A 23706-nucleotide genomic window follows, 5' to 3' on the forward strand; every position below is an offset into this window, starting at 1 on the left:
AGCGCGCAGTTTGCCTCGATGCAAATGGATTTTGGAAAATGTGTGGAATCACTGGACGCTGCGAATCACAGGAGCGGCGCACTCTCCCGCACCACGAGCCGGTGCGGGCCGACGAGCACCGCGGGCTCCAGCTTCTCGCCCGCGAGCCGACGCACGATGCGGTCGAGCGCGGTCTCGGCCAGCCAGCGCTTGTCCGGGCTCACCGTCGTCAGCGACGGGATGGAGAAGCGGCCGTCCTCGATGTCGTCCCAGCCGACCACCGCCACCTGGTCGGGCACGGACACCCCCGCTTCGTGCAGCGTCCGCAGCGCGCCGAGAGCCAGGGCGTCCGAGAAGCAGAAGATCGCGTCGAACCGTTCGCCGCCGTCGAGCAGGCGGCGCATCGCGGCGGCGCCCTCCGGACGCCGGAAGCCTTCGACGTACTCGACGATCTCGGGGAGGCCGAGGTCGGCGTGCGCGCGGATCGCCGCGCGGTAGCCTTCGAGTCGCTGCGAGCTGGCGGCACGGTGGCTGCGTTCGGCGCCGATCGCGGCGATGCGGCGGCGGCCCTGGGCGAGCAGATGCTCCACCGCCTCCCGAGCCGCCTGGAAGTTGTCGATCATCACCTTGTCGTAACCCGGGAACTCATCCTCGCCCAGGAACACCAGCGGACCGGCGGCGAGCGCCTCCAGGTCCTCGGCGCGCAAAGCGAGCGGGCTCAGCGCGAGCGCATCGAAGAGCGAACCCCCGGCGGTGCGGCGGAGCAGGGCGAGCTCGCGCTCGCGGTCGCCGTCGGTCTGGTCGACGACGACGGTCAGACCGCGCTCGGCGCCGCCCTCGACGAAGGCCCGGGTGAGCTCGGCGAAGTAGGCGGTGTCCAGCTCCGGCAGCATCAGCCCGATCAGTCCGGACCGCCCCACCTTCAGGCTGCGCGCGAGTTCGCTCGGCTGGTACTCGAGCTCGTGGATGACGCGGAGGACCCGCTCCCGGGTGGCGGGCGCGACATGATCGAAACCATTGACGACGTTGGAGACCGTCCGAACCGAGACGCCCGCGGCCTCCGCCACCTCACGACGTGTCGCCGCCATGCTCCCCCGCTCCGTCGTCCGGTGTGAATCGTGTGTTTGCCTCGTGGCAACGGGGCGCGATCAGCTTAGCGGGGAACATGCTCGCGGGGAGTGCGGTGATGGGCGGGAGTGGCGTCAGCCCAAAGGGACATCGGGGGCGGTCGCCGCGCCGGACGCGGCAAGCGGGGTGGCGTGCTGCTCGGCCGGAGCATCGACGACCGAGTCCTCCACCACCTCCACGACCCCGTCCCCCGACCCGTCCACCCGCACCAGCGCGATACCGCCGAGGATCAGCACACCGCCGGCCAGCTGCAGCGCGTTCAGCGACTCCCCCAGCAGCAGCCAGGCGTAGAACGTGGCCGCCACGACCTCCAGCAGCCCGGCGAACGAGCCCAGCCGCGAGCCGAGCATGTTCGCCGCGGTGATCCCCGACGCGTACGCCAGCGCCGTCGCGAGCACGCCGACCACGGCCAGCGGCACCCACCAGGGCGCGAGGCCGCCGAAGAGGTGCACGTCGCGGGTGCTCACGACGAACGGGAGGAGGCCGGTCGCGCTGACCACCGCCAGCGCCACGCCGCCCGCGAGCAGTCCGCCCGCGGCGAGGGCGACCGGCGGGAGGCCGTCGGACGGGCGCGCGGCGATGATGTAATAGCCGGCGCAGCCGAGCATCGCGGTCACCGCGAGGGCGAGGCCGATGAGGTCGAGCGGCTTCCCGCCACCGGGCGACACGACCAGGAACAGCCCGGCGATCGCGACGGCAGAGCCGGCGAGGACCACGGCCTTCGGGGCGCGCCTGCTGCGCGCCCAGACGAACAGCACCAGCACCACCGGAGCCAGGTACTCGATCAGGATGGCCGTGCCGACCGGGATGCGCTCGATCGCCGCGAAGTACACCACCTGCGTCCCCGCCGCTCCGACCAGCGCCATCCCGAGCAGGCGCCAGCGCCCCCGCCAGAGCGCGGCCCAGCGGCCGCGGAGGGCGAGGATCGCGAACGGCGCGAGCACCACGCCGCCGATCAGCACGCGCGCGGTGACCGCGGCGGCCGGCGACCAGCCGCTCTCCAGCAGCGGCTTGATGAACGCGCCGGAGAGGCCGAACGAGGCGGCGGCGACCACCGCGACGACGAGACCCTTGGTGGTCTGGTTCGATGCCATCGGAGGCCTCCTGCCTGCGTGCGCGCGACGGGGTCCAGGGGCGCGGAAGAACAGCCTCGTCAGGACCGTAACTGGGTTATGATCCTGACACTAGTACTCGGTATCGTAAGGAGTCAACTTGCATTTTGCCCCTGACGCGGAGGACGCACTGCAGTTCGCCGTGGTCCTGTGCAACACGGTCCCGACAGCCTCTCGCAGCGGGGAGGACGAACTCGCCACCCCGGCGCAGCTCGTCGCCCTGCTGCACGAGAACCAGTACTCGGGGCGCATCGACGGCGACGAGGCCGAGCTCCAGCAGGTGCACGAGACGCGGGACCGCCTCCGCCGGGCCTGGACGATGGAGCGCGACGACGCGGTCGCGGAGGTGAACGCCATGCTCGCCGACGCCCACGCCTCCCCCTACCTGATGCGACACGACGGCTTCGACTGGCACCTGCACGCGACCTCGCTGGACGCGCCGCTCGCCGAGCGCATCCGCGTCGAGATCGCGCTCGCGCTGGTGGATGTCATCCGCTCCGACGAGAACGAGCGGCTGCGCACCTGCGCCGCCTACGACTGCGACGGCCTCGTCCTCGACCTGTCCCGCAACGGGTCGAAGCGGTTCTGCAGCGTCCGGTGCGGCAACCGGATGAACATGGTCGCGTTCCGGGCGCGGCAGGAGGCCGAGTAGGACGACGACTAGGCCGGCGGACCGGTCGGGATGGTGGACGCGAGGCCAGCGGTGACGTTGACGTAGCCCACCGACCCGCCGAGCTGCGAGAAGCGCGTCATCGAGGCGACCGGTAGCTTCTTCCCCGAGGCGAGGAGGTAGATGGAGCCGTCCGGGGTCCGGATGAACTTGGTCGCCGGGGACCCGACCGAGAGCAGAGCGCAGGTGTAGGAGTCCAGCGGCGTGAACACCAGCGGGTAGAGCGGCTCCGTCGTGGCGTCCAGGGCGCGTAGCGCGCCCGCGGCGGCGACGTAGTAGGTCCCGCCGCAGGTGATGCCGTAGCCCATCGCCGCCGAAGCGGTCGGGTAGCCCGCAAGCACGGTGCTGTCGACCATCGAGAAGCCGCCGATGCCGATCGAGGCGGGCATGTCGAAGGTCGAGAACGGGATCTTGTTCGTCAGGCCGTTGACGAGGTACACCGTCGCGTCGGCGGGGCTGCGGACCAGAGTTCCGGAGGTGAGCGCTGTCGGTCCCTTCGGCAGGCCGGCGATGACTGAGGCCGCGACGACATGGATGACCGGGCTCGCCCCGCGAGGCGTGAGCGCGAGGAGGGCTCCCCACGAGGACACCGGCTTGATGTCGGTCGGCCCCACGATGTAGACGGTGCCACTGGTCGGTGACTTGATGAAGGACCCTGTGGGGTAGCCCGGGAGGAGCGGCGTAGGGGCCGTCGGCGTCGGAGAGGCTGTCGGCGTGCCGGTCGGCGTCGGCGTGCCCGCCGGAGTCGGAGTCGGCGTCGGCGTCCCCGCCACCGTGTACGTGCCGGTGGTGGCCGTCGACCGGCTGTGGGCGCCCCATCCCGCGATGACGCGGTACGTGTGCGCGCCGGCCGTCTGGCCGGGCAGCGACACGCTCCACCCGCCCGATGAGGCGTCGACCGCGGCGGACCCTGCCGCCGTGCTGGAGCCGTCCACGTAGACGGACACCGAGTCGCCCGCCGCGGCACTCGGCAGCGTCCCGGTGAGCACGGTCGTCGTCCCGGGCGTCGTCCCGGTGACCGTCGGCGGGTCGACCGTCACCATCGGCTCCCAGCCGGTCTGCTGGTTCACAATGCTGTCTGCGGCGCCCTGCACCGGGTAGATGGCGGAGTAGCCGCCGCTGTCGGTGCACGCGGTGCTCGACCAGGTTCCGCTGGAGTTGACCCCGACGGCGTAGAAGCCGATCATCGCCGCGCCGCCCGAGTCGCCGTGGTACATGCACATGCTCGTCTGGACGGAGTTGACCGCCTGCCCGCTGCTGATGCCCTGCGAGTAGTTCACGCGCTGGACCGTGCCGCACGTCCAGCCGGTCGTGCGGCCGGACTTGCAGATGTACGCACCGACGGTCGCTGTGATCGTGCCGCGCACGGCGAGGGTGTTGCCGTCCCAGGTCGTCACCTGCGGCTTCGGGGCGAGGGCCGCGTTGCTGACGTCGATGAGCCCGGAGTCGTAGCCGCCGCCGAACGCGAACGAGTTGTACTCGAGGTTCCCGATGGTCGAGCCGGAGTTGCCGAGTTGATTCGGCTGGGTCTGCACGTACCGGGTCGCCGTCACCGGCGCCGGAGGGACCGGGGAGTTGCCGAGCAGGCAGTGGCCCGCGGTCGCGACGGTCGCGGCGCCGGAGGCGTTCCAGCCGTTGAAGCCGGTGGAGCAGAGCGCGATCGAGGAGCCGCCGGCCGGCAGGTACCAGCCCGTGCCGTTGACGAGGTCTTCGTAGGGGGACGCCGCCGTCACGGCGGGGGCGGCCGGGGGCGTGGAGGCCGTGGGCTCCGCGCCCAGCGTGCGGGCGACCTCCTGCTGGTGGGCGTCAGTGGTGTGGACCTTCAGGGTGCTGCCGTCCAGCCACGCCTGAGCCGGGGCGATTCCCGCCTCCGTGAGCGCGGCGATGGTGGCGGGGGCCGCGGCCGCCGCCTGCGCGCCGGCGAGATACTGCTGGGGCGTGATGTGGAGGTCGCGGGAGATCGCCGCCTTGAGCCCCTCGGGGAGCGTGGAGGGGTCCGGCAACGCCGCGCTCGGAGCGGACGTGCCCGGCGCGGACGTGCCCGGCGCGGGCGCGCTCGGAGCCGCGGCGCCGGGCGACGCGGGCCCGGCGGTGGAACCGCCCTGCGCGCTCGCGTGCGGCGACGTCGGCCCGCCGGGGCGGGGACCGCCGGACGGCGCGGTGCACGCCGCGAGGACGGTGGCGAGGGCGGCCACCGAGGCGACGACCGTCGCCGTCGTCACGAGCCTCTTCGAACGCATCAGGCGTCTCCTACGTTGATGGACCCGACGATCATACGAGTCAGTCCACCCTTTACTCCCTCGCCGCACTCAGTTCAAGTCATCGTTCACGCGCGCGCCGCCAGCAGTTCGAGCACCTCCGCCGTCGTGCCGAGCTCGCCGAGCTTCGGGAACTGGTGGGCGATCGAGGCCTCGTGCGCCTCCAGCACGTCGCTCATCGCGTCGGTGACGAACGCCACGTGGTAGCCGAGCTCGTACGCGGTGCGGGCAGTCGACTCGACGCCGGAGGTCGTGGAGACGCCGGTCAGGACGATCTGAGTCGCTCCAACCTCCTTCAGCCGCGCGTCGAGGTCTGTCGAGAGGAACGCGCCCAGCGTGCGCTTGCTGATGGTGATGTCGCCCGGCTGCTGGTCGAGCTCGGGGAGCAGCTGGGTGGCCTGCGCGGGGATCGTCTGCGATCCCACCCGCCCGTTCGCCTTGCCGCGCTCGGTCCGGCCGGGCGCAGTGCCCACCACGTTCACCAGCACGACCGGGAGGCCGTTGGCGCGGAACTCCGCGGCGAGCCGCGCCGAGTTCGCGATGACCTGCTCGATCGGGGCCGCCGTGGGCTGGCCCAGGATGCCGGTCTGGAGGTCGATGACGACGAGGGCGGGGGTCTGTTCGAGCTCGATGCTCATGGCGGGTCTCCTCATAACGTTCGCTGACGTAATAATTTGTGTCGCTGATGATCAGCCTAAGCACGCGCAGCGACGGCTGATGTCGCTCGCCGACGCCGCACTCGAACCGCACGGGCTGGAGCGCAAGGAGTTCGGCGTCCTCCGGGTGCTCGCCGCTCGCGAACCGCTGTCGCAGCAGGCCCTCGCCGGCCTCCTCGGCGTCGACCCGACCACGATGGTCGCCGTGCTCGACGCGCTCGAGGACAAGGGGATCGTGACCCGCCGGCCCGACCCGGCGGACCGTCGGCGTAACCAGATCGCGCTGACCGAGCGCGGGCAGGCGACCAACGCCGCGGCGGAGGCGGCCTATGCGGTGGCGGAGGCGGAATTCCTGGCGCCGATCGGGCAGGCGGACGCCGTCGAACTGCGGCGACTGCTGCGCGCGCTGGGCGTCGTCGAGGGCGCAGGGCTCACCGCATCCCGAGCCGGCGCAGGTGCGCGTTGACGAACGCGCCCCGCGGGCCGAGCCGGTCGAACACCTCACGCGCCCGCCGACCGCGGGGCCAGACCTCCGCGATCCGCAGCGCGTCGAAAGTGTGCGCCTTGCTCCAGTGCGGCCGGGCGCCGAAAGGCCGTAGCGCGGCCTCCAGGTCGGGCAGCAGCGCGTAGACCTCGTCGGGGCGGCGGAGGAAGGTGAACGCGATCGCGACGGTGTCGCGCTCGGAGGAGCCGCTCAGCCAGAGGTCGTCGGCCGACATCGTGCGCAGTTCCGTCATCCCCAGCACCGGGTCGACACGGTCGGCGAACTCCCGGACGGCGCTGAGGGCGGGCACCGCGGACCCGCGCGGGACGAAGTACTCGGCCTGCAACTCCTCGCGGATGCTGGGCGTCGCGTCCAGGCGGAAGTGGGGCAGCCGAAGGCTCCACAACATAGGTGAGTTCGACGTCGAGGGTAACAGTGGTGACGACGCCGAAGGCCCCGATGCCGACGACCAGTGCAGCGAAGTCGGGGTCGCCGCGCCGGATCCGCTCGACCGAGCCGTCGCTCGTGACGAACTCCAGCCCGGCGACGGCGCCGCTGAGGGTGCCGAGCTGGTGGCCGGAGCCGTGCGTGCCGGTCGGTCGGTCTGGATGAGTGTGCCGTCCGTGTCCGGGAGGTCGGTGAACGAATGCCGGGTGCCGAGCGCGTGCACGTGCTGGCTCTCACGGACGAGCCGGGCGACGTCCTCGACGGTCCCCGACGGTCCCGGGATGCTCGATCCGCTGCGCGGTGAAGGTGTACGTGCCGGCCCAGTTGTCGCGATCGAGGTCGCCGCGCTCCGCCGTCACAGGAGCGGGCTGTCGTCGTCGGCGTCGTCCTGCCAGACGCTGCTGCCGGCGGCGTAGCCGTAGGGGAACAGCGCGATCGCGAGGGGCGAGGCTGTCACGAAGGCGGCGATGGGAGGTAGCAGCGGGCCGAGGACGCGTTCGAGACTCCCGGGCCGCGTGACCTCCAGGTCGGTGGCGACGCGGGCGAGCGACTCGGGCCGGTCGTCCACCGGACGATCCGCCTCGTCGACGTTCTCTGCGAGCCGGGTGCGCAGGTCGGTGCGCTGCTCGTCGGTCAGGGCCGCGAACGCCTCCGTGTGGACCTGGAGGAGCTGATCCTGCTGACCCGTCGCGAGCAGGAACTCATAGCGCTCGACGGCCTCCCGGTCCGGGGAGGAGCGGTGCTTCCTGAACACGAGACCCGAGTGTAGACCGGGGGCCGGTGGGCGTCGAGGGCTCGTTGCGGACAGGAAGACACGGCAGGATCTCCTTCTGAACGGCGTTCGGAAGGAGACCCTTCGGGTGTCGCCGACTTTCTCCTGCGGGTCAGGGGCGCCGGTGGTTGCGGGGAGGGAGCGGTTCGTTGGCCGGAGGTTGGGCGCGAAGCGCGAAACCGAAGGCGATCGCGCTGGCGGAGGCCAGGATCCACGCGGCCACGCCGAGTCCGAAGGCGGCCGCCAGCGGGTGGACCACAAGCCCGATGATCCCCACGACCGCGGCGATGATCTTCAGCCGGATCCACCCGCGCGGCGAGAGCGCCGACCGCACCCGCGCGACCGCCGTTCCTGGATCGGCGGCCAGGCGGTACGCGGCGGTGGCGAAGAGCCACGCGCTCGGCATTCCGTACAGGTAGGGGGCCGTGAAGATCGCGAACGCCGCGCTGCCCGCCGTCTCGGACCGCCGGAGCCATCGCACGTCGACGTCGTCCCAGCGCATGAACGCGCGGAAGCCGAACACCCACTGCGCCAGCGCGATGACGACCACGATCGAGCCCGTCGCGATGGCGTACGGCTTGAGCGACTGGACGAGGGGAACCCAGACGAGCGCGACGGCCGGGACGACGACGAACAGCGGAGGCAGCAGCCAGTCCCAGACCCGCAGCGGCACCCCCGGCGGCACGACGAGGGGCGCGTCGTCGTGCGGGGCATCCGCCGCCGCCGCGTCGTCTTGGGTCACGCGGCGAGCCTAGCGCCGCGCCCCTCACGCCTCCGGGACTACCATCGCGAACCGCTCCGGCCGCGCACCACTCGGCGCCGGCCGCGACCACCCCGGGAGATCTTGGCAGTGCCTCCCTCCCCGCCCCCGCGACGGCGTAGCCTCGGGGTATGACCAACAGCGACGACGTGCGGGACTTCCTCACCTCCCGCCGCGCCCGGATCACGCCGGAGCAGGCCGGCCTGTCCGCGTACGGCGGCAACCGCAGGGTCGCGGGGCTCCGCCGCGAGGAGGTCGCGATGCTTGCCGGGGTGAGCGTCGACTATTACACCCGCCTGGAGCGCGGGAACCTGTCCGGCGCCTCCGACAGCGTCCTGGAGGCGCTCGCGCGGGCGCTGCGCCTCGACGAGGCGGAGACCGCGCACCTCTACGATCTGGCCCGCGCGGCGGACGTCGCCCCACGGGTCCGGCGCCGGCGCAGCCCGCAGACCGTGCGGCCCAGCCTGCAGCGCGTCATCGACGCGATCACGGGCGCCCCGGCCTGGGTGCGCAACGACCGCGGCGACGTCCTCGCCGCCAACGAGCTCGGCCGCGCGCTCTACCTCGACCTGATGGCCGAGGTCGTGCAGCCGCCGAACGCGTCGCGCTTCACCTTCCTCAACCCGGCGTCGCGCCGGTTCTACGCGAACTGGGAGCAGGCCGCCGACGACATGGTCGCCATCCTCCGCTCCGCCGCGGGCCGCAACCCCTACGACAAGGACCTCACCGATCTCGTCGGGGAGCTCTCCACCCGCAGCGAGGAGTTCCGCGTCCGCTGGGCGCGGCACGACGTCAAATACCACCGCACCGGCCGCAAGCGCGTCCACCACCCGATCGTCGGGGAGTTGGACCTCGCGTTCGAGGCGTTCGAGCTGCCGGGGGAGCCGGGGCTCCGCGTCAACGTGTACACGGCCGACCCGGGCACACCGTCGGAGGACGGGCTGAAGCTGCTGGCGAGCTGGGCGGCGACCCAGCGCGAAGCGGAGGCCGGCCCTCGCGAGGGCGCCCGTCCGGACCTCACGAGCCACGACGAGCAGACCTCACGGAACTGACCGAGGTCCGCCCCGGCGTGCCGGAGCGGACCTCGGTCCTCGTCTCAGAGCGTCTGCTTCTTACTTGGCCGGGGGCATCAGGACCGAGTCGATGAGGTAGACGGTGGCGTTGGCCGTGTGCACGCCGCCGCAGATGACGTTGGCGTCGTTCACCTTGAGGTTGTCGCCGGATCCGGTGACCGTCACGGTCCCGCCCTGGACGGTCTTGTGCGTGCCGACGATGTCCTTCGGAGCGAGCTGGCCGGGGATGACGTGGTACGTCAGGATGCTGGTCAGCGTCGGCGCGCCGGCGTCGGTCTTGAGCGTGTCGATCGTCGCAGGGTCGATCTTCTTGAACGCGTCGTCGACCGGGGCGAACACGGTGAACTGGCCGCTGTTCAGCGTGTCGACCAGGTTCACCTTCGGGTTGAGCTTGCCGGACACGGCGGCGACGAGCGTCGTCAGGAGCGGGTTGTTGCTCGCGGCCGTCGCGACCGGGTCCTGCGCCATCCCCTGGACCGAGCCGGCGCCGGAAGGCACCTGCTTGGCGTAGGCGGCGCAGCCCGGGCCGACGAGGTCGGCGGCGGGGTCCATCGTCGCGGACGCGGACGGCGAAGACGAGCTCATGGGCGAGCTGCTTCCGGTGGAGGCGGAGCCGGCTCCGGACGAGCAGGCGGTGAGCGCGAGAGCGGCGGCGGCGAGGATGCCGGCTGCGGCGAGGCGGGTGGTGGTGCGCATCGTGATCTCCTTCGAGGTGGTGCTGCTGAGTGGTGCTGCTGAGTGGTGCTGCAGAGACGTGCAGCGAGTGGTGCGGGTGGTGCGGATCGGGACGCCGCGACGGCGGCCGACATCAGGGGTTCGGCCCCGCGGCCCGATCGGATTGGAACTCGTCGTCTGCGTGTCTTCGCCACTCCGGGACGGGGGGCCAATCCCGGACGGGGCCAATCCGTAACCGGGCTCCGCCCCGAACAGCACGCATGAGCATCCGCAGAGGACACCTCGCCGCGTGGGGATGGGCCGCGCTCGCCGGCGCAGTGAGCGGCGGCCTTTTCGTCGCCATCGCCGAGGTCGTCGCCCTCCTCGTCGCACGGGAGGCCGACCCGCTCATCGCCGTCGGATCGTTCGTGATCGACATCGTGCCGCGCTGGGCGAAGGAGCTCGCCATCGAGCTGTTCGGGTCGAACGACAAGCTGTTCCTGCTGTCCTCGCTCGGGGTCGCGGTGTTCGCGGCGGCGGCCGTCGCCGGGGTGCTTGAGTTCTGGCGCCGGTGGGTCGGTGTCGCCCTGTTCGTCGTGGCCGGCGCGCTGGCCGTCGCGGCCACGGTGACCCGCGCGGACGCGAGCGGCCTCGCGTTCCTGCCGCCCGCGATCGGCGCGCTCGCGGGCGCGACCGCGCTCCGGTTCCTCGTCGGGGCGCTGCGGCGCTGGCGGAACGCGGTCGACGAGCGTCCGACCACCGCCGCTGTCGACCGGCGCCGCTTCCTGCTGCTGACCGGTGGAGGCGCCGCACTCGCCGTGCTGGCCGGCGTCGGCTCCCGCCTCGGATCCGCTGCCACCTCCTCGATCGCGGCCGTCCGCTCCGCGCTGCGGCTGCCGGCCCCGGCCTCCCGGGTCGTGGTCCCCACCGGCGCGGAACTGCACCTCGCGGACCTGTCGCCGCTGTTCACCCCCAACGCCGACTTCTACCGGGTGGACACCGCACTGACCGTCCCGTCGATCGACCCGGCCGGGTGGTCGCTCAACGTCGACGGGATGGTGGAGAGCCGCGTCGAGCTGACCTTCCGCGACCTGCTCGCGATGGGCCTCCGCGAGTACGCGATCACGCTGACCTGCGTCTCCAACCAGGTGGGCGGGAACCTGGTCGGCAACGCCCGCTGGCTGGGTGTCCCGGTGCGCGAGGTGCTCGCCCGCGCCCGCCCCCGGCACGGCGCGGACATGGTGCTGTCGCGCAGCGTCGACGGCTTCACCGCGAGCACGCCCTTGACCGCCCTCACCGACTCGGGCCGCGACGCCATCCTCGCGGTCGGGATGAACGGCGAGCCGCTGCCCCTGGAGCACGGCTTCCCGGTGCGGATGGTCGTCCCCGGCCTGTACGGCTATGTCTCGGCGACCAAGTGGCTCACCGAGCTGAAGGTCACGACGTTCGCCGCCGACCAGGCCTACTGGACGCCCCGCGGCTACAGCGAGAAGGCGCCGATCAAGCTCTCCAGCCGGATCGACACGCCCCGCATCGACCGTCCGCTCTCGGCCGGACCGACGAAGATCGCGGGCGTCGCCTGGGCCCAGACGGTCGGCATCGGCAAGGTGGAGGTCCAGATCGACGGCGGCCCGTGGCAGGAGGCGACCCTCGCCGCCGCGGTCAACACCGACACGTGGGTGCAGTGGTCCCTCGACTGGGACGCGACGGCCGGCTCGCACACCCTCGCGGTCCGGGCCACCGACCGAGCCGGGAGGCTGCAGGAGGAGCGGCGCACGCCGATCGCGCCGAACGGGTCGACGGGGTGGCAGTCGACGCTGGTGCGGGTGGGGTGAGGAGGTCAGCGGTGCTTGAAGTAGCGGAAAAGCGCCGACTCTCGCACCAGGCACACGGCGACAGCGCTCCCCACGACAGCCGCTCCTCCGCCCGCGACCACGAGGGCCGCACTCTGCTGGAAGATCGGAAGCCGGTCTTCGTCCGCCAATCGCACCGCGATGATCACTGCCGAAATCGCCGCCACAGAGCCGAGCGCCGTCCAGAGGAGAACCTGGGAGGACTGCGACAGAACCTGCGCGGATCGACTCACGCCGACGTGACGATCGGAGGCGAGCGCCAGGCGGCGCCGGAGGACGAACAGGACTCCGAGAAGCCCACCCGCTGCGACCGCCAGCACCTCCATGGTGGAACGGTCGACCAGAGCGGATGGGACGAAACGGGCGCCCAGAGTCTGGTTCAACTGCATGAGCACCGGCCGGTCGGCTGCCTCTCCCGACCCGGGCAGCACCGTGCGTCCGAGCGAGGCGACCGCGTTCTCGTCGTGGGGCCAGATCATCGCCCAGCACTGGTCGAATTCAGTCGCGCCGCTGACCGACTCGGTCGCTGCGAAAGCGAGGAGGGGGTCGCGCCCATCGTCGGGATACTCGAAGACGGAGGCCACCCGAGTGGCCCCTCGGGTCGTTTCGACAGCCTCTCCCGGCTCGACGCCGAGCGTTGTCGCCGCCTCCCTTGAGAGACTCAACCCGCCGCTGTTCGCATCACCGCTGGCCGGGAGCAGAGCCGGGAATCCAGGGGACACCGTGAAGAGCGAGAGCGGTGTCCTCGGCAGTCGCGCAGACGAGATGCTCTCTTCTCGCTCCCGGAGGGCGCCGGAGGCAGTCACGTTCGCCTGTGAGCTCACAGCGTCACACGCCGGACCGTCGATCCGCCCGGCAGCTTTCATCATGTAGACGGCGGCGCCGGAGGCGACGAAGTCGCGTGCGTCGCGCACCGCGGCGGCCGAAGAGAGCCCCGAGGCGAGAACCAAACCTCCCACCAGCACCGCGAAGAGCACAGCAAAGCTCACCACTCGGCCTGCCCCTGACACGACGTCGCGCCAGGCCTCGCGCAGTGCCTCTCCCGGCCTCAATCCGCCCGCTCCCGTCCGGACGATCCGAGGCTCTCCAGTTCGATGACCTGGTCGCATGCTCTGCGGGTATCGGCGTCGTGAGTGGCGATGACCACTGCAGTACCGGAGCGCGCCAACCGCGCGATCACCGCGTTCACGTGGCCTGCCATTGGGCGGTCGAGTTGGGCGGTCGGTTCGTCCACGAGAAGGAGCTGAGGCCGCGCTGCAACCGCCCGGGCCAGCATCAGTCGTTGCGCCTCGCCACCGGAGAGCGCAGAGAACGGGACCGCTGCGCGGTCGGCGAGGCCGAAGTCCGTCAGCAGCCGCTGCGCCTCTCGGTCCGCTTCGCGTCGCGTGCGCCCGTCCACCAGTAGGGGAAGGCTCACATGGTCTCGCGCCGAGCGCTGCGCCACGCCGTGCGGATTCTGGAACACCCAGACGCTGCGCCCTTCTGCTCGCATGACGCTCCCCGCAGTCGGGCGGATCATTCCGGCCGCGATCGCGAGCAAGGTGGATTTGCCGCAGCCACTCGGGCCCACGACACCCGTGATGGTCCCGACCTCGAAAGTATGGCTGATCGGCCGGAACAGCGGGGGCCCCGGAGCGAACGAGTGAGTGACGCCGGAGAATATCACCGGCACGAGCGACGCTTCTGCGGCGAGGTGAGCACGACCGTCACCGTCTTCCCGTCCGTAGGCCGGACGAACGATTGGCCGAGTTCGGATCCGAGGACCTCGACCTCGAGAGGGATGGCGGACTTCTCCGCGGGCATCACGCACGCCGATCCATCTCTGACATCCCACAGTGCAGAGGGTGGGAGCACGAAGACGGTGACGGGCTTTTCGAGTGACCACTGCACGGGTATCACGGTGTCGTCGCTGGCGCCCGCGCCCGCAGACAGGAACTCGGGCGACACCCCAATGCTGGCGAGTCCTTGAGCATGCGTCACGGCGCCCTCGGAATCCACCGACACCTCAAGGGAGCCGACGCGGACCACGCGGGCTCCGGGAGCGGCCGACGAGGGAATCGTCGTCAGCCGAGCGGACATGACGGCGACAGGCAGCCCGACAAGAATGTCGCCCTCGGCAACGGGCGCTCCGACGATTCCAAGGCATTCGCCCACTGCCACCTCGGATTCCGGAATCCAAGCGAAGTGGGCCGGATCGACTGCCTCCGCGGCCTCCGCGCTCGTCGGATCGATTCCGCGTATCGCCGCCGTGGCGCGGATCGTTTCGCGGCCAACGACGCCGTCGGCTCGGACCGCCTGACCGAGTCGCGCGAGTTCCTCCTGCAGGGCGCGCACGTCCTCCCCGCGGTCGCCAGATCGGAGCTCGCGCCAGAGCGGTACCGCCGTCGCCAACGCAACGATCCGGTTTCCGTCGATGCTCGCGAAGGCGCTGCCGGACCCGAGCCGAGTTCCGCTGCGGCAGGTGAGAGCGGTGAGCCGGCCTTGGCGTGGCGAAACGACCGCTCGGACAGGACCTGTACTCACTTGGAGCTGACCCTGTCGTTCGTCTGCGAACGCGCGCTCGCTCACTGGAACGGTCGCCTGCGGCTGGGGTGTCGAGAGCGCACTCGGCTGCGGGAGTGGGACCCAGACGGCCACGAGCCCACCGGCGACGCTGGCGGCCAGAATCGCTGCGACGCCGAGTATCGACCAGCTCTTGTGCGTGCGAAGCTTACTCATCCGGAGTACCAGAGGCCGAGGGGGTCGAGCTCGCACCGCATCGCTTCGGCTCCACGACGGTCGAAGGGCAGCGAATCGTTCTCGTTGTCGCGTCGCCACTGCGCCTTCGTATAGGTCCCGTCGATCACTCCTGCGTCCTTGAGACACGCGATCTGGAGCGTCGCCTCGTCCTTCTTCTGCGGATTGCGTCGGATCTGCTCATAGAGGATGGGGATCCATCCCGCCCACCGCGACTCGCACTTCTGGAGGATCGGGTCCGCCCGCTCGATGAAATCGTCCGGGTATTTGCCGTTTTGCGAGCCGAGTTCGAAGCCGCCACGCTCGTCCCAGGTGATGGTCAGGCCGGAATCAGCCAGACAGGAGCGAACGTGGTTCCTCGACTCCTCGTATTCCGCTGCGGTCACCTCACCGTCGACCAGAACCCCGCGCTCGTAGTCGCTCTTCGCACTTGCGTACGCGGTCTGGAAATCCGAAGCCCACGGGCCGCTGATCGGGAGTGGACTCGCCGGCGACCTAGGAGGGTCGGCGGCCGAGCAGCCGGCGCTGAGAACCGCCGCGGCAATCAGAACGCCGGCGGTCGCGCCGACTGCTCGTGCACGCACTTCTCAGGCCTTCAGGGAGTAGCCGTACGAGACCACGTTGGGCCAGCACGCCGCCTGGACAGACCAGTTTCCGGCTGTGGCCCAGTTTCCGTACTTGGCAGACGAGTTCTTGATGGCATCCCAGTGGCGCGCTGGGACCCCCGCGCACTTGTTGTACGCCTGCCAGATGCTGACGTTCTGCACGCACTCGACGGCGGAGGCCTCCGGCGCCTGTGCAGTGTCCACAACAGCGCCCGTCGCCAGCACTGCGGCGACTGCGCTCCCTGCGAGGAACTTTCGAATGGACATATGACTCTCCTTTTGCGGCCTCGTCACCGCAAATAGAAACCTAGCATCTTCCATTTTGCTTGTATTTCAATGCCAAGACGCTCGGCCTCCGCCAGAATGACCCCATGACCACCCCCGCCCCCTCCAAGGAGACCCGGCGCCAGCTCCGCTCTTGGCGCAAGCAGGCCGCGAAGTACGACCGCAAGGTCGGCAGGGCCGAGCAGACCATGCTCGCGGGCTCCCGGGAGTGGATCGGCGCCCGAGCCGAAGGGCGGGTGCTGGAGGTCGCGGTCGGGACCGGGCGCGACCTTCCGTACTATCCCGCGGGGATCGAGCTGACCGGCATCGACCTGAGCCCCGAGATGCTGGCGATCGCCCGCGCGCGGGCCGCCGAGCAGGGCATCCGCGCCGACCTGCGGGAGGGCGACGCCGAGGCGCTGCCCTTCGCCGACGCGTCCTTCGACACGGTGGTGTGCGCGCTCGCGCTCTGCTCCATCCCACGGCCCGGCGCCGCCATCGCCGAGATGGCGCGCGTGGTCGTGCCCGGCGGGTCGGTCGTGCTCGTCGACCACACGCGCAGTGATCGCGCGCTGGTCTACGCAGGACAGTGGGCGCTCGAGCGGTTCACCATCCCGCTGCAGGGCGAGCACCTGACCCGGCGGCACCGCGCCGAGGTGGAGGCCGCCGGCCTGGAGGTCGTGGAGCACGAGCGCCTCCGCTCCGGCTCCGTCGAGCGGATCCGAGCGACACGACCCTGAGACATTCGGCACGAATCGCGCGAATCCCGCGCCGATACCGCACTTTCGGCACGAATGGCGGCGACGCCTCAGGGGCGCGGAAAAGCCCGCCCGGTGCGCTGGATGGGTGGACGCACCGGGCGGGCTGAGGGGGTTTCCGCGGGGCTGATCAGCCGTCCGCGCCGGCCGGCTTCGTCGTAGGGGTGAAGCCTTCCAGCTTGTTCGCCGCGTCGGCGTACTTCTGGGTGAAGGTGTCGGAGATCTTCACCTTCGAGGTGTCGACGCCGATGGTCTTCTCCATGTCGAAGATGACCTTCGGGCCGCCGGCGGGCATGATGCCGTCCGGGAGGAACTGGCCCTTGTCGGTCGCCAGGCCGTCGATGTACTGCTGCTTGGAGATCGTGCTGTTCTGCACGAAGTCCTGCGGCATCTTGTTCGCGATGTCCGCGGCCGAGTGGGTCGAGATCCAGTGCATCGTCGCGACGAGCGCGTCGACCACCTTCTGCGCGGCGTCCTCGTGGCTCTTCACCCAGCTCGCGTTCGCCAGCAGACCGGCCGCCGGCCAGGCGCCGCCGAGCGCCTTGGTCGCGCCTGTCGTCGTCGCCATGTCGACCGCGGAGACCGCGAGCTTCTGCGAGGTGAGCGCGCCGACGGTCGGCTGCGTAGTCATCACGCAGTCGGCGGTGCCGCGCTGGATGGCCGCAATGGCCGTCGAGCCTGCGTGAACGGCGATCGTGTTGTAGTCCTTCTTCGTCACGCCCTGCTTCGCGGCCAGGAACTGGGTGAGCTCGTCCGTGCCCGACCCGAGGTCGGTGACGCCCATGTTCTTGCCCTTGAAGTCGGCGGCCGATTTCACGTTCGCCTTCGGGTTGCACATCACGCGCTCGCCGGGGGCGCCGGAGAGCTGGACGAGGTTGATGACGTCCTTGCCCTTGGACTGGAAGTCCACGGTGTGGATGTACCAGGCGCCGGCCATGTCCACCTGACCGGAGGCCATGGCGTCCTCGGCGCCGACGCCGCCGTTCTGCTCGGTCGAGAGCTCGACGTTGACGCCGTACTTCTTGTAGAAGCCGAGCTGCTGGGCGAGCTGGTAGGGGAGGTAGATCTGCTTGTCGATGCCGCCGACCATCATCTTGACGGTCGGGACCGGTCCGGAGCTGCTGCCGCCGGCCGCCGCGGTGCCGCCTCCACCGCCGGAGCAGGCGGCGAGGCTGAGTGCCACGACCACGCCCGCTGCCGCGATGGCACCGATGCTGCGCTTCTTCATGGGGGTTGTTCCTTTCATCGTGCCGGACGGGTCCGGCGTTCTGCTTCGTTGCAGGACAGTTGGGGTGGGCGCGCTCAGATCGCCTGAGCCTCGGACCGGCTCGGCGGACGCCACTTGAGGAGCGACTTCTCCAGGAGGGTGATCAAGTACTCGGCCACGAGGGTGACCACTGCGACGATGACCATGCAGGCGAAGACCGTGTTCGGGTCGAAGCTGCCCTGCGCCTGGCTGATGATGAGGCCGACGCCGTGCTGGGCGCCGAGAACCTCGGCCACCAGCGCGCCGATGATCGCGAAGCCGAACGCGGTGTGGAGGCTCGCGATGATCCAGGTCATGGCCGACGGGATCGTCACGTGCCGGGCGACCTGCACCGGCGAAGCGCCGAGCACCCGCACGTTCGCGATCAGGTTCTGGTCGACCTCCCGCACGCCCTGGAAGGCGTTGAAGAAGACGACGAAGAACACCAGCACCGCGGCCAGCAGCACCTTGGGGAAGACGCCGAGGCCGAAGGCCACGATGAAGATCGAGCCGAGCACGATACGGGGGATCGAGTTCACGACCTTGATGTACGGGCCGAAGACCGAGGCGAGGTACCGGTTGGAGCCGAGCAGGATGCCGAAGACCACGCCCAGCGCGGTGCCGAGCAGGAAGCCGAGGAAGGCCTCCTGGACGGTGATCCACAGGTTCTCCCAGATGGTCCCGAACGCCGTGCCCTGGGTGAACAAGTGCACGAGGCTGTCCCAGATGCCGGACGGCTGGCCGTAGAAGAACTTGTCGACCCAGCCCACCGAGGTGAACCACTGCCAGCCGCCGACCACGATGACGGCGACGGCGGCGCGACCGGCCCAGATCCAGGCGACCCGGCGACTGTGCGCCCGGCGTCCCGCGACGCGGAGCTCGGTCTCGCGCTCGGCGAGAGGAGTGGAAGTGTTCGTTTTCTTCTCTGCGTTGTTCTGTTCTGCGATCGTCATGGTGGTCACGCCGCCGCTCCTGCCGTCTGCTCGTAGGCCCGCGTGACCTCGTCACGGAGCGATTCCCAGATCCGGCCCTGGATGTCGAGGAACTTCTCCTCGTGCCGGATCTCCTGGACGTTGCCGCGCGGTCGCGGCAGGTCGATGTCGAAGACGTCCTTGACCGTCCCCGGGCTGCTGGTCATGATCACCACGCGGTCCGACAGCGCGACGGCCTCGTCGAGGTCGTGCGTGATGAACAGCACCGACGGCCGCAGCTCCTCCCACAGGGTGAGCAGCTCGGTCTGCATGATCGCCTTGGTCTGCACGTCGAGCGCGCCGAACGGCTCGTCCATGAGCAGGATGCGCGGGTTGTTGATCAGCGCCGCCGCCATCGCGACGCGCTTGCGCATGCCGCCGGAGAGCTGGTGCGGGTAGCGGTCCTCGAAGCCGGCCAGGCCGACGCGGCGCAGCCAGTCGAGCGCCAGCGCGGTGGCCTCCTTCTTGGGTGTGCCGAGGAGGATCGGGCCGATCATCACGTTGGCCAGCACGGTCTTCCACGGGAAGAGCGAGTCGGCCTGGAACATGTAGCTCACGCCGCTGGTGATGCCGTCGACGATGCGGCCGCCGACGCTGACCGAGCCGGCGCTCGGCTTCTCCAGGCCGGAGACCTGGGCGAGCGTGGTGGACTTGCCGCAGCCGGTCGGGCCGACGACGGCGCAGAACTGGCCGGGCTCGACCGTGAGGGTCACGTCGCGGATGGCGGTGAAGGTCTCACCCTTCGGCGTCAGGAAGCGCTTCGTCAGGCCGACGATGTCGATGCGCGCCGCCTCGTCGGCCGCCGGGGCGGCTGAGACGGTTCGGGGTCGGTGTTCGACCATGGTTCAAGACCTCTCTGTCTTCGGATGCACGAGTTTCGTGTGCCTCCGGTGGAGCGTTTCCCACCGGTCCGTGTGATCACCGATGCTCGCCCAGACGGGAGGCTGCTGTCTCGCTTGCGCCCGATTCACCGCGTTGTGCGCGTTGTCGCAGGTTTTGCGCATTCTGCGCGCACGCGGTCCCCAGGAGGAGATGAAACAATCTCGGGTGATGCGACGACGGATCAGACGACTCTCGAGCCAGATACTCCTGGCTCAATTGGCGATCCTGGCCGTCTCGATGCTGGTCGGCTTCCTCCTGCTGGCGCAGACCGCCCGGAGCAACCTCGACTCCGACTACCAGGCGCGCGCCGCCGCGATCGCGCAGACCTTCGCGGGGATGCCCGAGGTCCAGACCTGCATGGCGAACGGCGGAACGGCCTGCGGCTCGACCATCCAGAACCTGGCGTCGCAGACCGCGAACAGCACCGGCGCCGCGTATGTCGTCGTGATCGACCGGAACCGCGTGCGGCACTCGCACCCCGACGCGGCGCTGATCGGGCAGAAGGTGGAGGAGCCCTTCGTCGCAGCCGACGGCAAGGTGCACCTGCGCACCGACACCGGTGCGACCGGCGTCAACGCGAACGCACGCGTGCCGCTCTACGCGCCGGCCTCGAACACGATCGTCGGCGAGGTCTCCGTGGGCATCCGGGAGAGCTCGGTGGCGAGCGAGCTGGTGTCCGAGCTGCCCGCCTACGGATCGTGGTTCGTGCTGGCGCTGGCGATCGGCAGCCTGGCCTCGTTCGCGCTGGCCAGCCTGCTCAAGCGCCGCACCTTCGGGCTCGAGTTGGACGAGATCGCGCGGCTGCTGCAGGAGCGTGAGGCCACGCTGCACGGCATCCGGGAGGGCGTCATCGCCATCGACCCGGCCGGCCGGATCACCGTCGTCAACGACGAGGCCCAGCGGCTGCTGCGGCTGCCGGAGGGCGCCAGGGGCCGGTTGCTGGAGGACGTCCTCGTCGCCGGCCCGATCCGCGACACCCTCACCGGCACGTCCGAGGTCAAGGACGCCATCGCGATCACCGACGACCATGTGGTCGTCATCAACCGGATGCCGGTGAAGCTCGGCGGGCGTCCGCACGGCGCCGTGTTCACCCTCCAGGACCGCACCGAGCTGATCGGCCTCACCCGCGAGCTGGACGGCGAGCGCAGCTTCAGCGAGTCCATCCGGGCCCAGCAGCACGAGTTCTCCAACCGCATGCACGCGGTGTCCGGCCTCCTGGAGCTCGGCAGGACGAAGGAGGCGCTGGAGTACCTCAACGAGATCCGCGGCACGACCGCCGACCTCGACGCCACCCTGCGCTCGCACATCGGCTCGCCGATGATCGTCGGCCTCCTGCTCGGCAAGGCCGCGGAGGCGAACGAGCGCGGGATCGACCTCGTGATCGCGCCCGACACCGACCTGGGCGAGGCGCCGGAGCGGGTGCAGGCGCTCACGACGATCCTCGGCAACCTGATCGACAACGCGTTCGACGCGCTCTCCGGTGCGCCCGCGCCGCGCCGGGTCGTCGTGAGCGTGGTCGAGACGCCGGAGTCCGTCACCGTGCGCGTCGCCGACAACGGCCCGGGCGTCCCGAGCACCGAGCTGCCGCGGATCTTCGAGAACGGCTACTCGACCAAGCGCGGGTCGCTCGTGCGGCACAGCGGGCTCGGGCTGTCCCTCGTGCACTCGACGGTGACCAAGCTCGGTGGGACCGTGACGGTGTCGGACGGCCCGGGAGCGACGTTCACGATCGTGCTGCCGCGGGAGGTCGTATCCGGGCCCGCGTCGGCCCCGGAGACGCACCGGGAAGGAGCCGCACGATGAGCGGGCAGACCCCAACGCCGTCGAGGTCAGCGTCCCCGTCGCTGAGCGTGCTGGTGGTCGACGACGACTACCGGGTCGCATCCGTGCACGTCGGATTCGTGGAGGCCGTTCCCGGCTTCCGCGTCGCCGGGCAGGCGCACACCGCGGCCGACGCCCTCCGCCTGGCGGGCGAACTGCGGCCGGACCTCGTGCTGATGGACGTGTACCTGCCCGACGGGGACGGCCTCCAGGTCGTCCGGAGCCTGCTCGGCGAGCCGTCGGCGCCCGCGGTCATCGTCATCTCGGCGGCCAACGACATCGCCACCGTGCGGAAGGCCGTGCAACTCGGCGCGCTGCACTACCTCGTGAAGCCGTTCGGGTTCGCGCAGCTCGCGGAGCGGCTGCAGGCGTTCCGGCGGGCCGACGAGGATCTGGGCGGCTTCCCCGAGGAGCCGACGCAGCACGACATCGACCGGGTCTTCGACCTGCTGCGGCCCGCGACGATCGGCCAGCAGGAGGAGCTGCGCCGGCTGGCGCCCACCCTCCAGTCCGTCTACGACGCGGTCGCGGCCGGCGACGGGAGCCTGTCGGCGAACGATGTCGCCGCGGCGGTCGGGATCAGCCGCACCACGGCGCAGCGCGCGCTCACCCAGCTGGAGCAGAGCGACGTCCTCAAGCTCGAGCTCCGCTACGGCGCGACCGGCCGCCCCGAGCACCGCTACGGCGTCAAGCGCCGCTGAGCGGCATCCGCCTGGCAGGACATGCCGCGACGCACGGTCACGAGGCGGCGTGTTCTGCCAAGCGGATGCGTGTCAGCAGGGCGGCGGCGGCGACCGCGGCGCCCGCGATGAGGGCGAGCGCGATGTAGACCAGCGTGCGGCTGGCGCGCTGCTCGGTGCGCTGAAGGGACTGGCCGGCGACGAGGACGCCCGACGCGTCGGGCTTCGCGACGATCGCGAACCGGAGGCCCTGCTCGGGCTCCCAGCTGACGGCGTCCTCACCTGTCGCCTTCGCGGTGCCCAGGACGCCGTGCGGGACCTGGGCGAGCGCGCCGTCGAGGTAGCCGTTCCCGGCGATCGGGGCGCCGTGCGCGTCGTACTGCACCCAGAACGTGCCGAGGTACGAGGTCAGGTCGACCCGGTCGGGTTGGGTGGCGGCTGCCGTGGCCTCCCCCGCGGAGAGCAGCGCGCGCGGGGCGTCCTCCACCGCGCTGCGGCCGGCCTGCTGCTCGACGACGTAGAGCGTGGCGAGGCCGCCCGCGAAGAGCGCGTACGCCGCGGCTGCGACGATGATCCTGCGAAACCACATGCCCGCATGTTGCGCTCGCGCGCGGACCGGCGGCATCCGCCTCGCGAACGATTCTGCCCGGAACGCGGTCGCGCCCTCGCCTCCAACCGATCCGGAGGAGGCGAGGGCGCAACGCACGGCGTCCTCAGGGGCCCTCCAACCGATCCGGCGGAGGCGAGGGCGCAACGCACGGCGTCCTCAGGGGCCCTCCAACCGATCCGGAGGAGGCGAGGGCGCGTAGCAGCACAGCGCTTAGTGGGCCGTGGTGACCGCCGACTCGATCTGGTCGGCGACCTGCTGGACCTGCGAGCCGTAGCCGCCGCTGAGGGCGGTGGTCGCGAGGTGCTGAAGGTCGGCGGTCTGCGCCGAGGCCGGAGCCGAGGCGAGCTGCGACAGGTCGTTGCGCAGCGAGTCCGGGAGCTTCGACGCGAGCTGGCTGTCGCCGGTCACGGTCGACGCGATGCTCGTGATCTCCGTGCTGAGCTGCGAGCCGGCGTCCGAGGTGGAGCCGAGGAGGTCGCCGCTCTGCAGGCCCGAGATCAGGCCCTTGACGTCGAGGCCCTTCAGGTCGGCGTCGCCGCGGGTCTTCGAGTCCTCCGAGCCGCTGGCCGTCGCCGAGCCCTTGAGCTGCTCGGCGAGCTTCTGGATGGCGGTGCCGTAGCCGCCGTTCAGCGCGGTCGAGACGACCTTCTTGGCGTCTGCGGTGCGGTCCTGCGACGCCGCGTTCGCCAGCGTCTTCAGGTCGCTCTGCAGGGTGTCGGGCAGCAGCGAGAAGACCGGGGCGTCGGCGACGACCTTCTTGGCGAACTTCTGCGCCTTGGCGCCGTTGATGTGGCCGTTGAACAGCGCGTGGACCTGGCCGAACAGCGAGTGGCCGTGGTCGAGGTCGAACGAGGCCGAGCCTCCGGCCGACGCCGAGCCCGAGACGCCAGGGGTGGACGTCGAGGTGGAGACCGTCGCCGAGCCGGAGCCCGCAGCACCGGTGTCGCCGGTGGCCGCGAAAGCCCCCTGCGCCCCCACGCCGATGAGTGCTCCAGCCGCCACGATCGAGGCGGCGCCGATCACGACGCGACGAGCGCCGAACGCGGTGCGAGTGGTTCCGGAGGTGTTCTGGATGGTGTTCTTCACGTGGATCCTTTCCGTTGCCCCCGACGAGGCCGGCAGGGGTGCCGGCCTGGGTCGACCGAGGGCATTCGGCGACGTTACGAGACCCGTCTGGACCTCCCGTCCGTACCCTCTGCGAGGTCGCGAAGAGCACTTGAAGCCGTCCGGGCATCGCGGTAGTCGGGGAGCATACCGACCGGTATGGAGTGCCGTGCGGGGTACCGC

26 protein-coding genes are annotated in these 23706 nt (G+C 70.7%); 8 read left to right on the plus strand and 18 right to left on the minus strand.

Annotated elements, in window-relative coordinates; all coding sequences use genetic code 11:
* Positions 1–65: 65 nt before the first annotated feature.
* Together AC1ROW_RS10455 and AC1ROW_RS10460 are read right to left on the minus strand one after the other, a co-directional pair.
* A complete protein-coding gene (locus AC1ROW_RS10455; protein WP_493018819.1) occupies positions 66–1067 on the minus strand; it encodes a LacI family DNA-binding transcriptional regulator in 1002 nt (333 codons plus the stop codon).
* Positions 1068–1181: 114 nt separating this feature from the next.
* Entirely contained in the window at positions 1182–2201 is a 1020-nt protein-coding gene (locus AC1ROW_RS10460; protein ID WP_493018820.1) for an EamA family transporter, read from the minus strand.
* A 118-nt stretch (positions 2202–2319) separates the two neighbouring features.
* Here AC1ROW_RS10460 and AC1ROW_RS10465 point away from each other — a divergent pair, with 118 nt between their 5' ends.
* Positions 2320–2871 (plus strand): CGNR zinc finger domain-containing protein, encoded by a 552-nt coding sequence (locus tag AC1ROW_RS10465; protein ID WP_493018821.1) that lies wholly within the window; start codon positions 2320–2322, stop codon positions 2869–2871.
* A gap of 8 nt (positions 2872–2879) precedes the next feature.
* On the opposite strand, the gene AC1ROW_RS10470 is transcribed toward AC1ROW_RS10465, so the two are convergent.
* Together AC1ROW_RS10470 and AC1ROW_RS10475 are read right to left on the minus strand one after the other, a co-directional pair.
* Positions 2880–5129: a S1 family peptidase gene (locus tag AC1ROW_RS10470; RefSeq protein ID WP_493018822.1), complete on the minus strand. Its 2250-nt coding sequence runs from the start codon at positions 5127–5129 to the stop codon at positions 2880–2882.
* 86 nt (positions 5130–5215) lie between these two features.
* Positions 5216–5785, minus strand: a complete 570-nt coding sequence (locus AC1ROW_RS10475) for an isochorismatase family protein (RefSeq protein WP_493018823.1) — start codon at positions 5783–5785, stop codon at positions 5216–5218.
* Positions 5786–5864: 79 nt separating this feature from the next.
* Here AC1ROW_RS10475 and AC1ROW_RS10480 point away from each other — a divergent pair, with 79 nt between their 5' ends.
* The gene (locus AC1ROW_RS10480) at positions 5865–6269 is read left to right on the plus strand and encodes a MarR family winged helix-turn-helix transcriptional regulator (protein ID WP_493018824.1); all 405 of its coding nucleotides are present in this window, start codon (positions 5865–5867) and stop codon (positions 6267–6269) included.
* On the opposite strand, the gene AC1ROW_RS10485 is transcribed toward AC1ROW_RS10480, so the two are convergent.
* On the minus strand, positions 6235–6696 hold the full coding sequence (locus tag AC1ROW_RS10485) for a D-arabinono-1,4-lactone oxidase (RefSeq protein ID WP_493018825.1): 462 nt from the start codon (positions 6694–6696) through the stop codon (positions 6235–6237). The genes AC1ROW_RS10480 and AC1ROW_RS10485 overlap by 35 nt on opposite strands.
* A gap of 29 nt (positions 6697–6725) precedes the next feature.
* Between AC1ROW_RS10485 and AC1ROW_RS10490 the strand changes: the two genes are divergently transcribed.
* Positions 6726–6899, plus strand: a complete 174-nt coding sequence (locus AC1ROW_RS10490; protein ID WP_493018826.1) for a hypothetical protein — start codon at positions 6726–6728, stop codon at positions 6897–6899.
* 190 nt (positions 6900–7089) lie between these two features.
* Here AC1ROW_RS10490 and AC1ROW_RS10495 read toward each other — a convergent pair whose 3' ends face one another.
* Both AC1ROW_RS10495 and AC1ROW_RS10500 read right to left on the minus strand, forming a co-directional pair.
* A complete protein-coding gene (locus tag AC1ROW_RS10495; protein ID WP_493018827.1) occupies positions 7090–7488 on the minus strand; it encodes a hypothetical protein in 399 nt (132 codons plus the stop codon).
* A 130-nt stretch (positions 7489–7618) separates the two neighbouring features.
* The gene (locus tag AC1ROW_RS10500; protein WP_493018828.1) at positions 7619–8248 is read right to left on the minus strand and encodes a hypothetical protein; all 630 of its coding nucleotides are present in this window, start codon (positions 8246–8248) and stop codon (positions 7619–7621) included.
* Between the two features lie 149 nt (positions 8249–8397).
* Between AC1ROW_RS10500 and AC1ROW_RS10505 the strand changes: the two genes are divergently transcribed.
* A complete protein-coding gene (locus AC1ROW_RS10505; RefSeq protein ID WP_493018829.1) occupies positions 8398–9318 on the plus strand; it encodes a helix-turn-helix transcriptional regulator in 921 nt (306 codons plus the stop codon).
* Between the two features lie 60 nt (positions 9319–9378).
* Here the strand turns inward: AC1ROW_RS10505 and AC1ROW_RS10510 are convergent, their stop codons facing one another.
* A complete protein-coding gene (locus AC1ROW_RS10510; protein ID WP_493018830.1) occupies positions 9379–10035 on the minus strand; it encodes a fasciclin domain-containing protein in 657 nt (218 codons plus the stop codon).
* Positions 10036–10274: 239 nt separating this feature from the next.
* Here AC1ROW_RS10510 and AC1ROW_RS10515 point away from each other — a divergent pair, with 239 nt between their 5' ends.
* Positions 10275–11828, plus strand: coding sequence for a molybdopterin-dependent oxidoreductase (locus AC1ROW_RS10515; RefSeq protein ID WP_493018831.1), 1554 nt, complete (start codon positions 10275–10277; stop codon positions 11826–11828).
* Between the two features lie 5 nt (positions 11829–11833).
* Here AC1ROW_RS10515 and AC1ROW_RS10520 read toward each other — a convergent pair whose 3' ends face one another.
* From AC1ROW_RS10520 to AC1ROW_RS10540, 5 genes are all read right to left on the minus strand, one after another.
* Positions 11834–12430 carry a hypothetical protein gene (locus AC1ROW_RS10520; protein WP_493018832.1) on the minus strand — a complete coding sequence of 199 codons (597 nt, stop codon included), beginning with the start codon at positions 12428–12430 and terminating at the stop codon, positions 11834–11836.
* Between the two features lie 464 nt (positions 12431–12894).
* Complete coding sequence (locus AC1ROW_RS10525; protein WP_493018833.1) at positions 12895–13518, minus strand: ABC transporter ATP-binding protein; 624 nt, start codon at positions 13516–13518, stop codon at positions 12895–12897.
* Positions 13509–14564 carry a peptidoglycan-binding domain-containing protein gene (locus tag AC1ROW_RS10530; protein WP_493018834.1) on the minus strand — a complete coding sequence of 352 codons (1056 nt, stop codon included), beginning with the start codon at positions 14562–14564 and terminating at the stop codon, positions 13509–13511. The genes AC1ROW_RS10525 and AC1ROW_RS10530 overlap by 10 nt, the downstream gene beginning before the upstream one ends.
* On the minus strand, positions 14561–15166 hold the full coding sequence (locus tag AC1ROW_RS10535; protein WP_493018835.1) for a hypothetical protein: 606 nt from the start codon (positions 15164–15166) through the stop codon (positions 14561–14563). The genes AC1ROW_RS10530 and AC1ROW_RS10535 overlap by 4 nt, the downstream gene beginning before the upstream one ends.
* A 3-nt stretch (positions 15167–15169) precedes the next feature.
* Entirely contained in the window at positions 15170–15454 is a 285-nt protein-coding gene (locus AC1ROW_RS10540; RefSeq protein ID WP_493018836.1) for a hypothetical protein, read from the minus strand.
* A 104-nt stretch (positions 15455–15558) separates the two neighbouring features.
* On the opposite strand from AC1ROW_RS10540, the gene AC1ROW_RS10545 reads away from it, so the two are divergent.
* Positions 15559–16191 (plus strand): class I SAM-dependent methyltransferase, encoded by a 633-nt coding sequence (locus AC1ROW_RS10545; protein ID WP_493018837.1) that lies wholly within the window; start codon positions 15559–15561, stop codon positions 16189–16191.
* Positions 16192–16339: 148 nt separating this feature from the next.
* On the opposite strand, the gene AC1ROW_RS10550 is transcribed toward AC1ROW_RS10545, so the two are convergent.
* From AC1ROW_RS10550 to AC1ROW_RS10560, 3 genes are all read right to left on the minus strand, one after another.
* Positions 16340–17437 carry an ABC transporter substrate-binding protein gene (locus AC1ROW_RS10550; RefSeq protein ID WP_493018838.1) on the minus strand — a complete coding sequence of 366 codons (1098 nt, stop codon included), beginning with the start codon at positions 17435–17437 and terminating at the stop codon, positions 16340–16342.
* A 74-nt stretch (positions 17438–17511) separates the two neighbouring features.
* Entirely contained in the window at positions 17512–18408 is an 897-nt protein-coding gene (locus tag AC1ROW_RS10555; protein WP_493019018.1) for an ABC transporter permease, read from the minus strand.
* Between the two features lie 5 nt (positions 18409–18413).
* Positions 18414–19268: an ABC transporter ATP-binding protein gene (locus AC1ROW_RS10560; RefSeq protein WP_493018839.1), complete on the minus strand. Its 855-nt coding sequence runs from the start codon at positions 19266–19268 to the stop codon at positions 18414–18416.
* Positions 19269–19524: 256 nt separating this feature from the next.
* Between AC1ROW_RS10560 and AC1ROW_RS10565 the strand changes: the two genes are divergently transcribed.
* A complete protein-coding gene (locus AC1ROW_RS10565; RefSeq protein WP_493018840.1) occupies positions 19525–21111 on the plus strand; it encodes a sensor histidine kinase in 1587 nt (528 codons plus the stop codon).
* The gene (locus AC1ROW_RS10570; RefSeq protein ID WP_493018841.1) at positions 21108–21830 is read left to right on the plus strand and encodes a response regulator; all 723 of its coding nucleotides are present in this window, start codon (positions 21108–21110) and stop codon (positions 21828–21830) included. Before AC1ROW_RS10565 ends, AC1ROW_RS10570 begins: the two co-directional genes overlap by 4 nt.
* Before the next feature lie 37 nt (positions 21831–21867).
* Here AC1ROW_RS10570 and AC1ROW_RS10575 read toward each other — a convergent pair whose 3' ends face one another.
* Both AC1ROW_RS10575 and AC1ROW_RS10580 read right to left on the minus strand, forming a co-directional pair.
* Positions 21868–22398, minus strand: a complete 531-nt coding sequence (locus AC1ROW_RS10575) for a hypothetical protein (protein WP_493018842.1) — start codon at positions 22396–22398, stop codon at positions 21868–21870.
* 231 nt (positions 22399–22629) lie between these two features.
* Entirely contained in the window at positions 22630–23505 is an 876-nt protein-coding gene (locus AC1ROW_RS10580; protein WP_493018843.1) for a hypothetical protein, read from the minus strand.
* Positions 23506–23706 lie beyond the last annotated feature (201 nt).

The organism is Leifsonia sp. GW821-FHT13C09 (assembly GCF_058806435.1).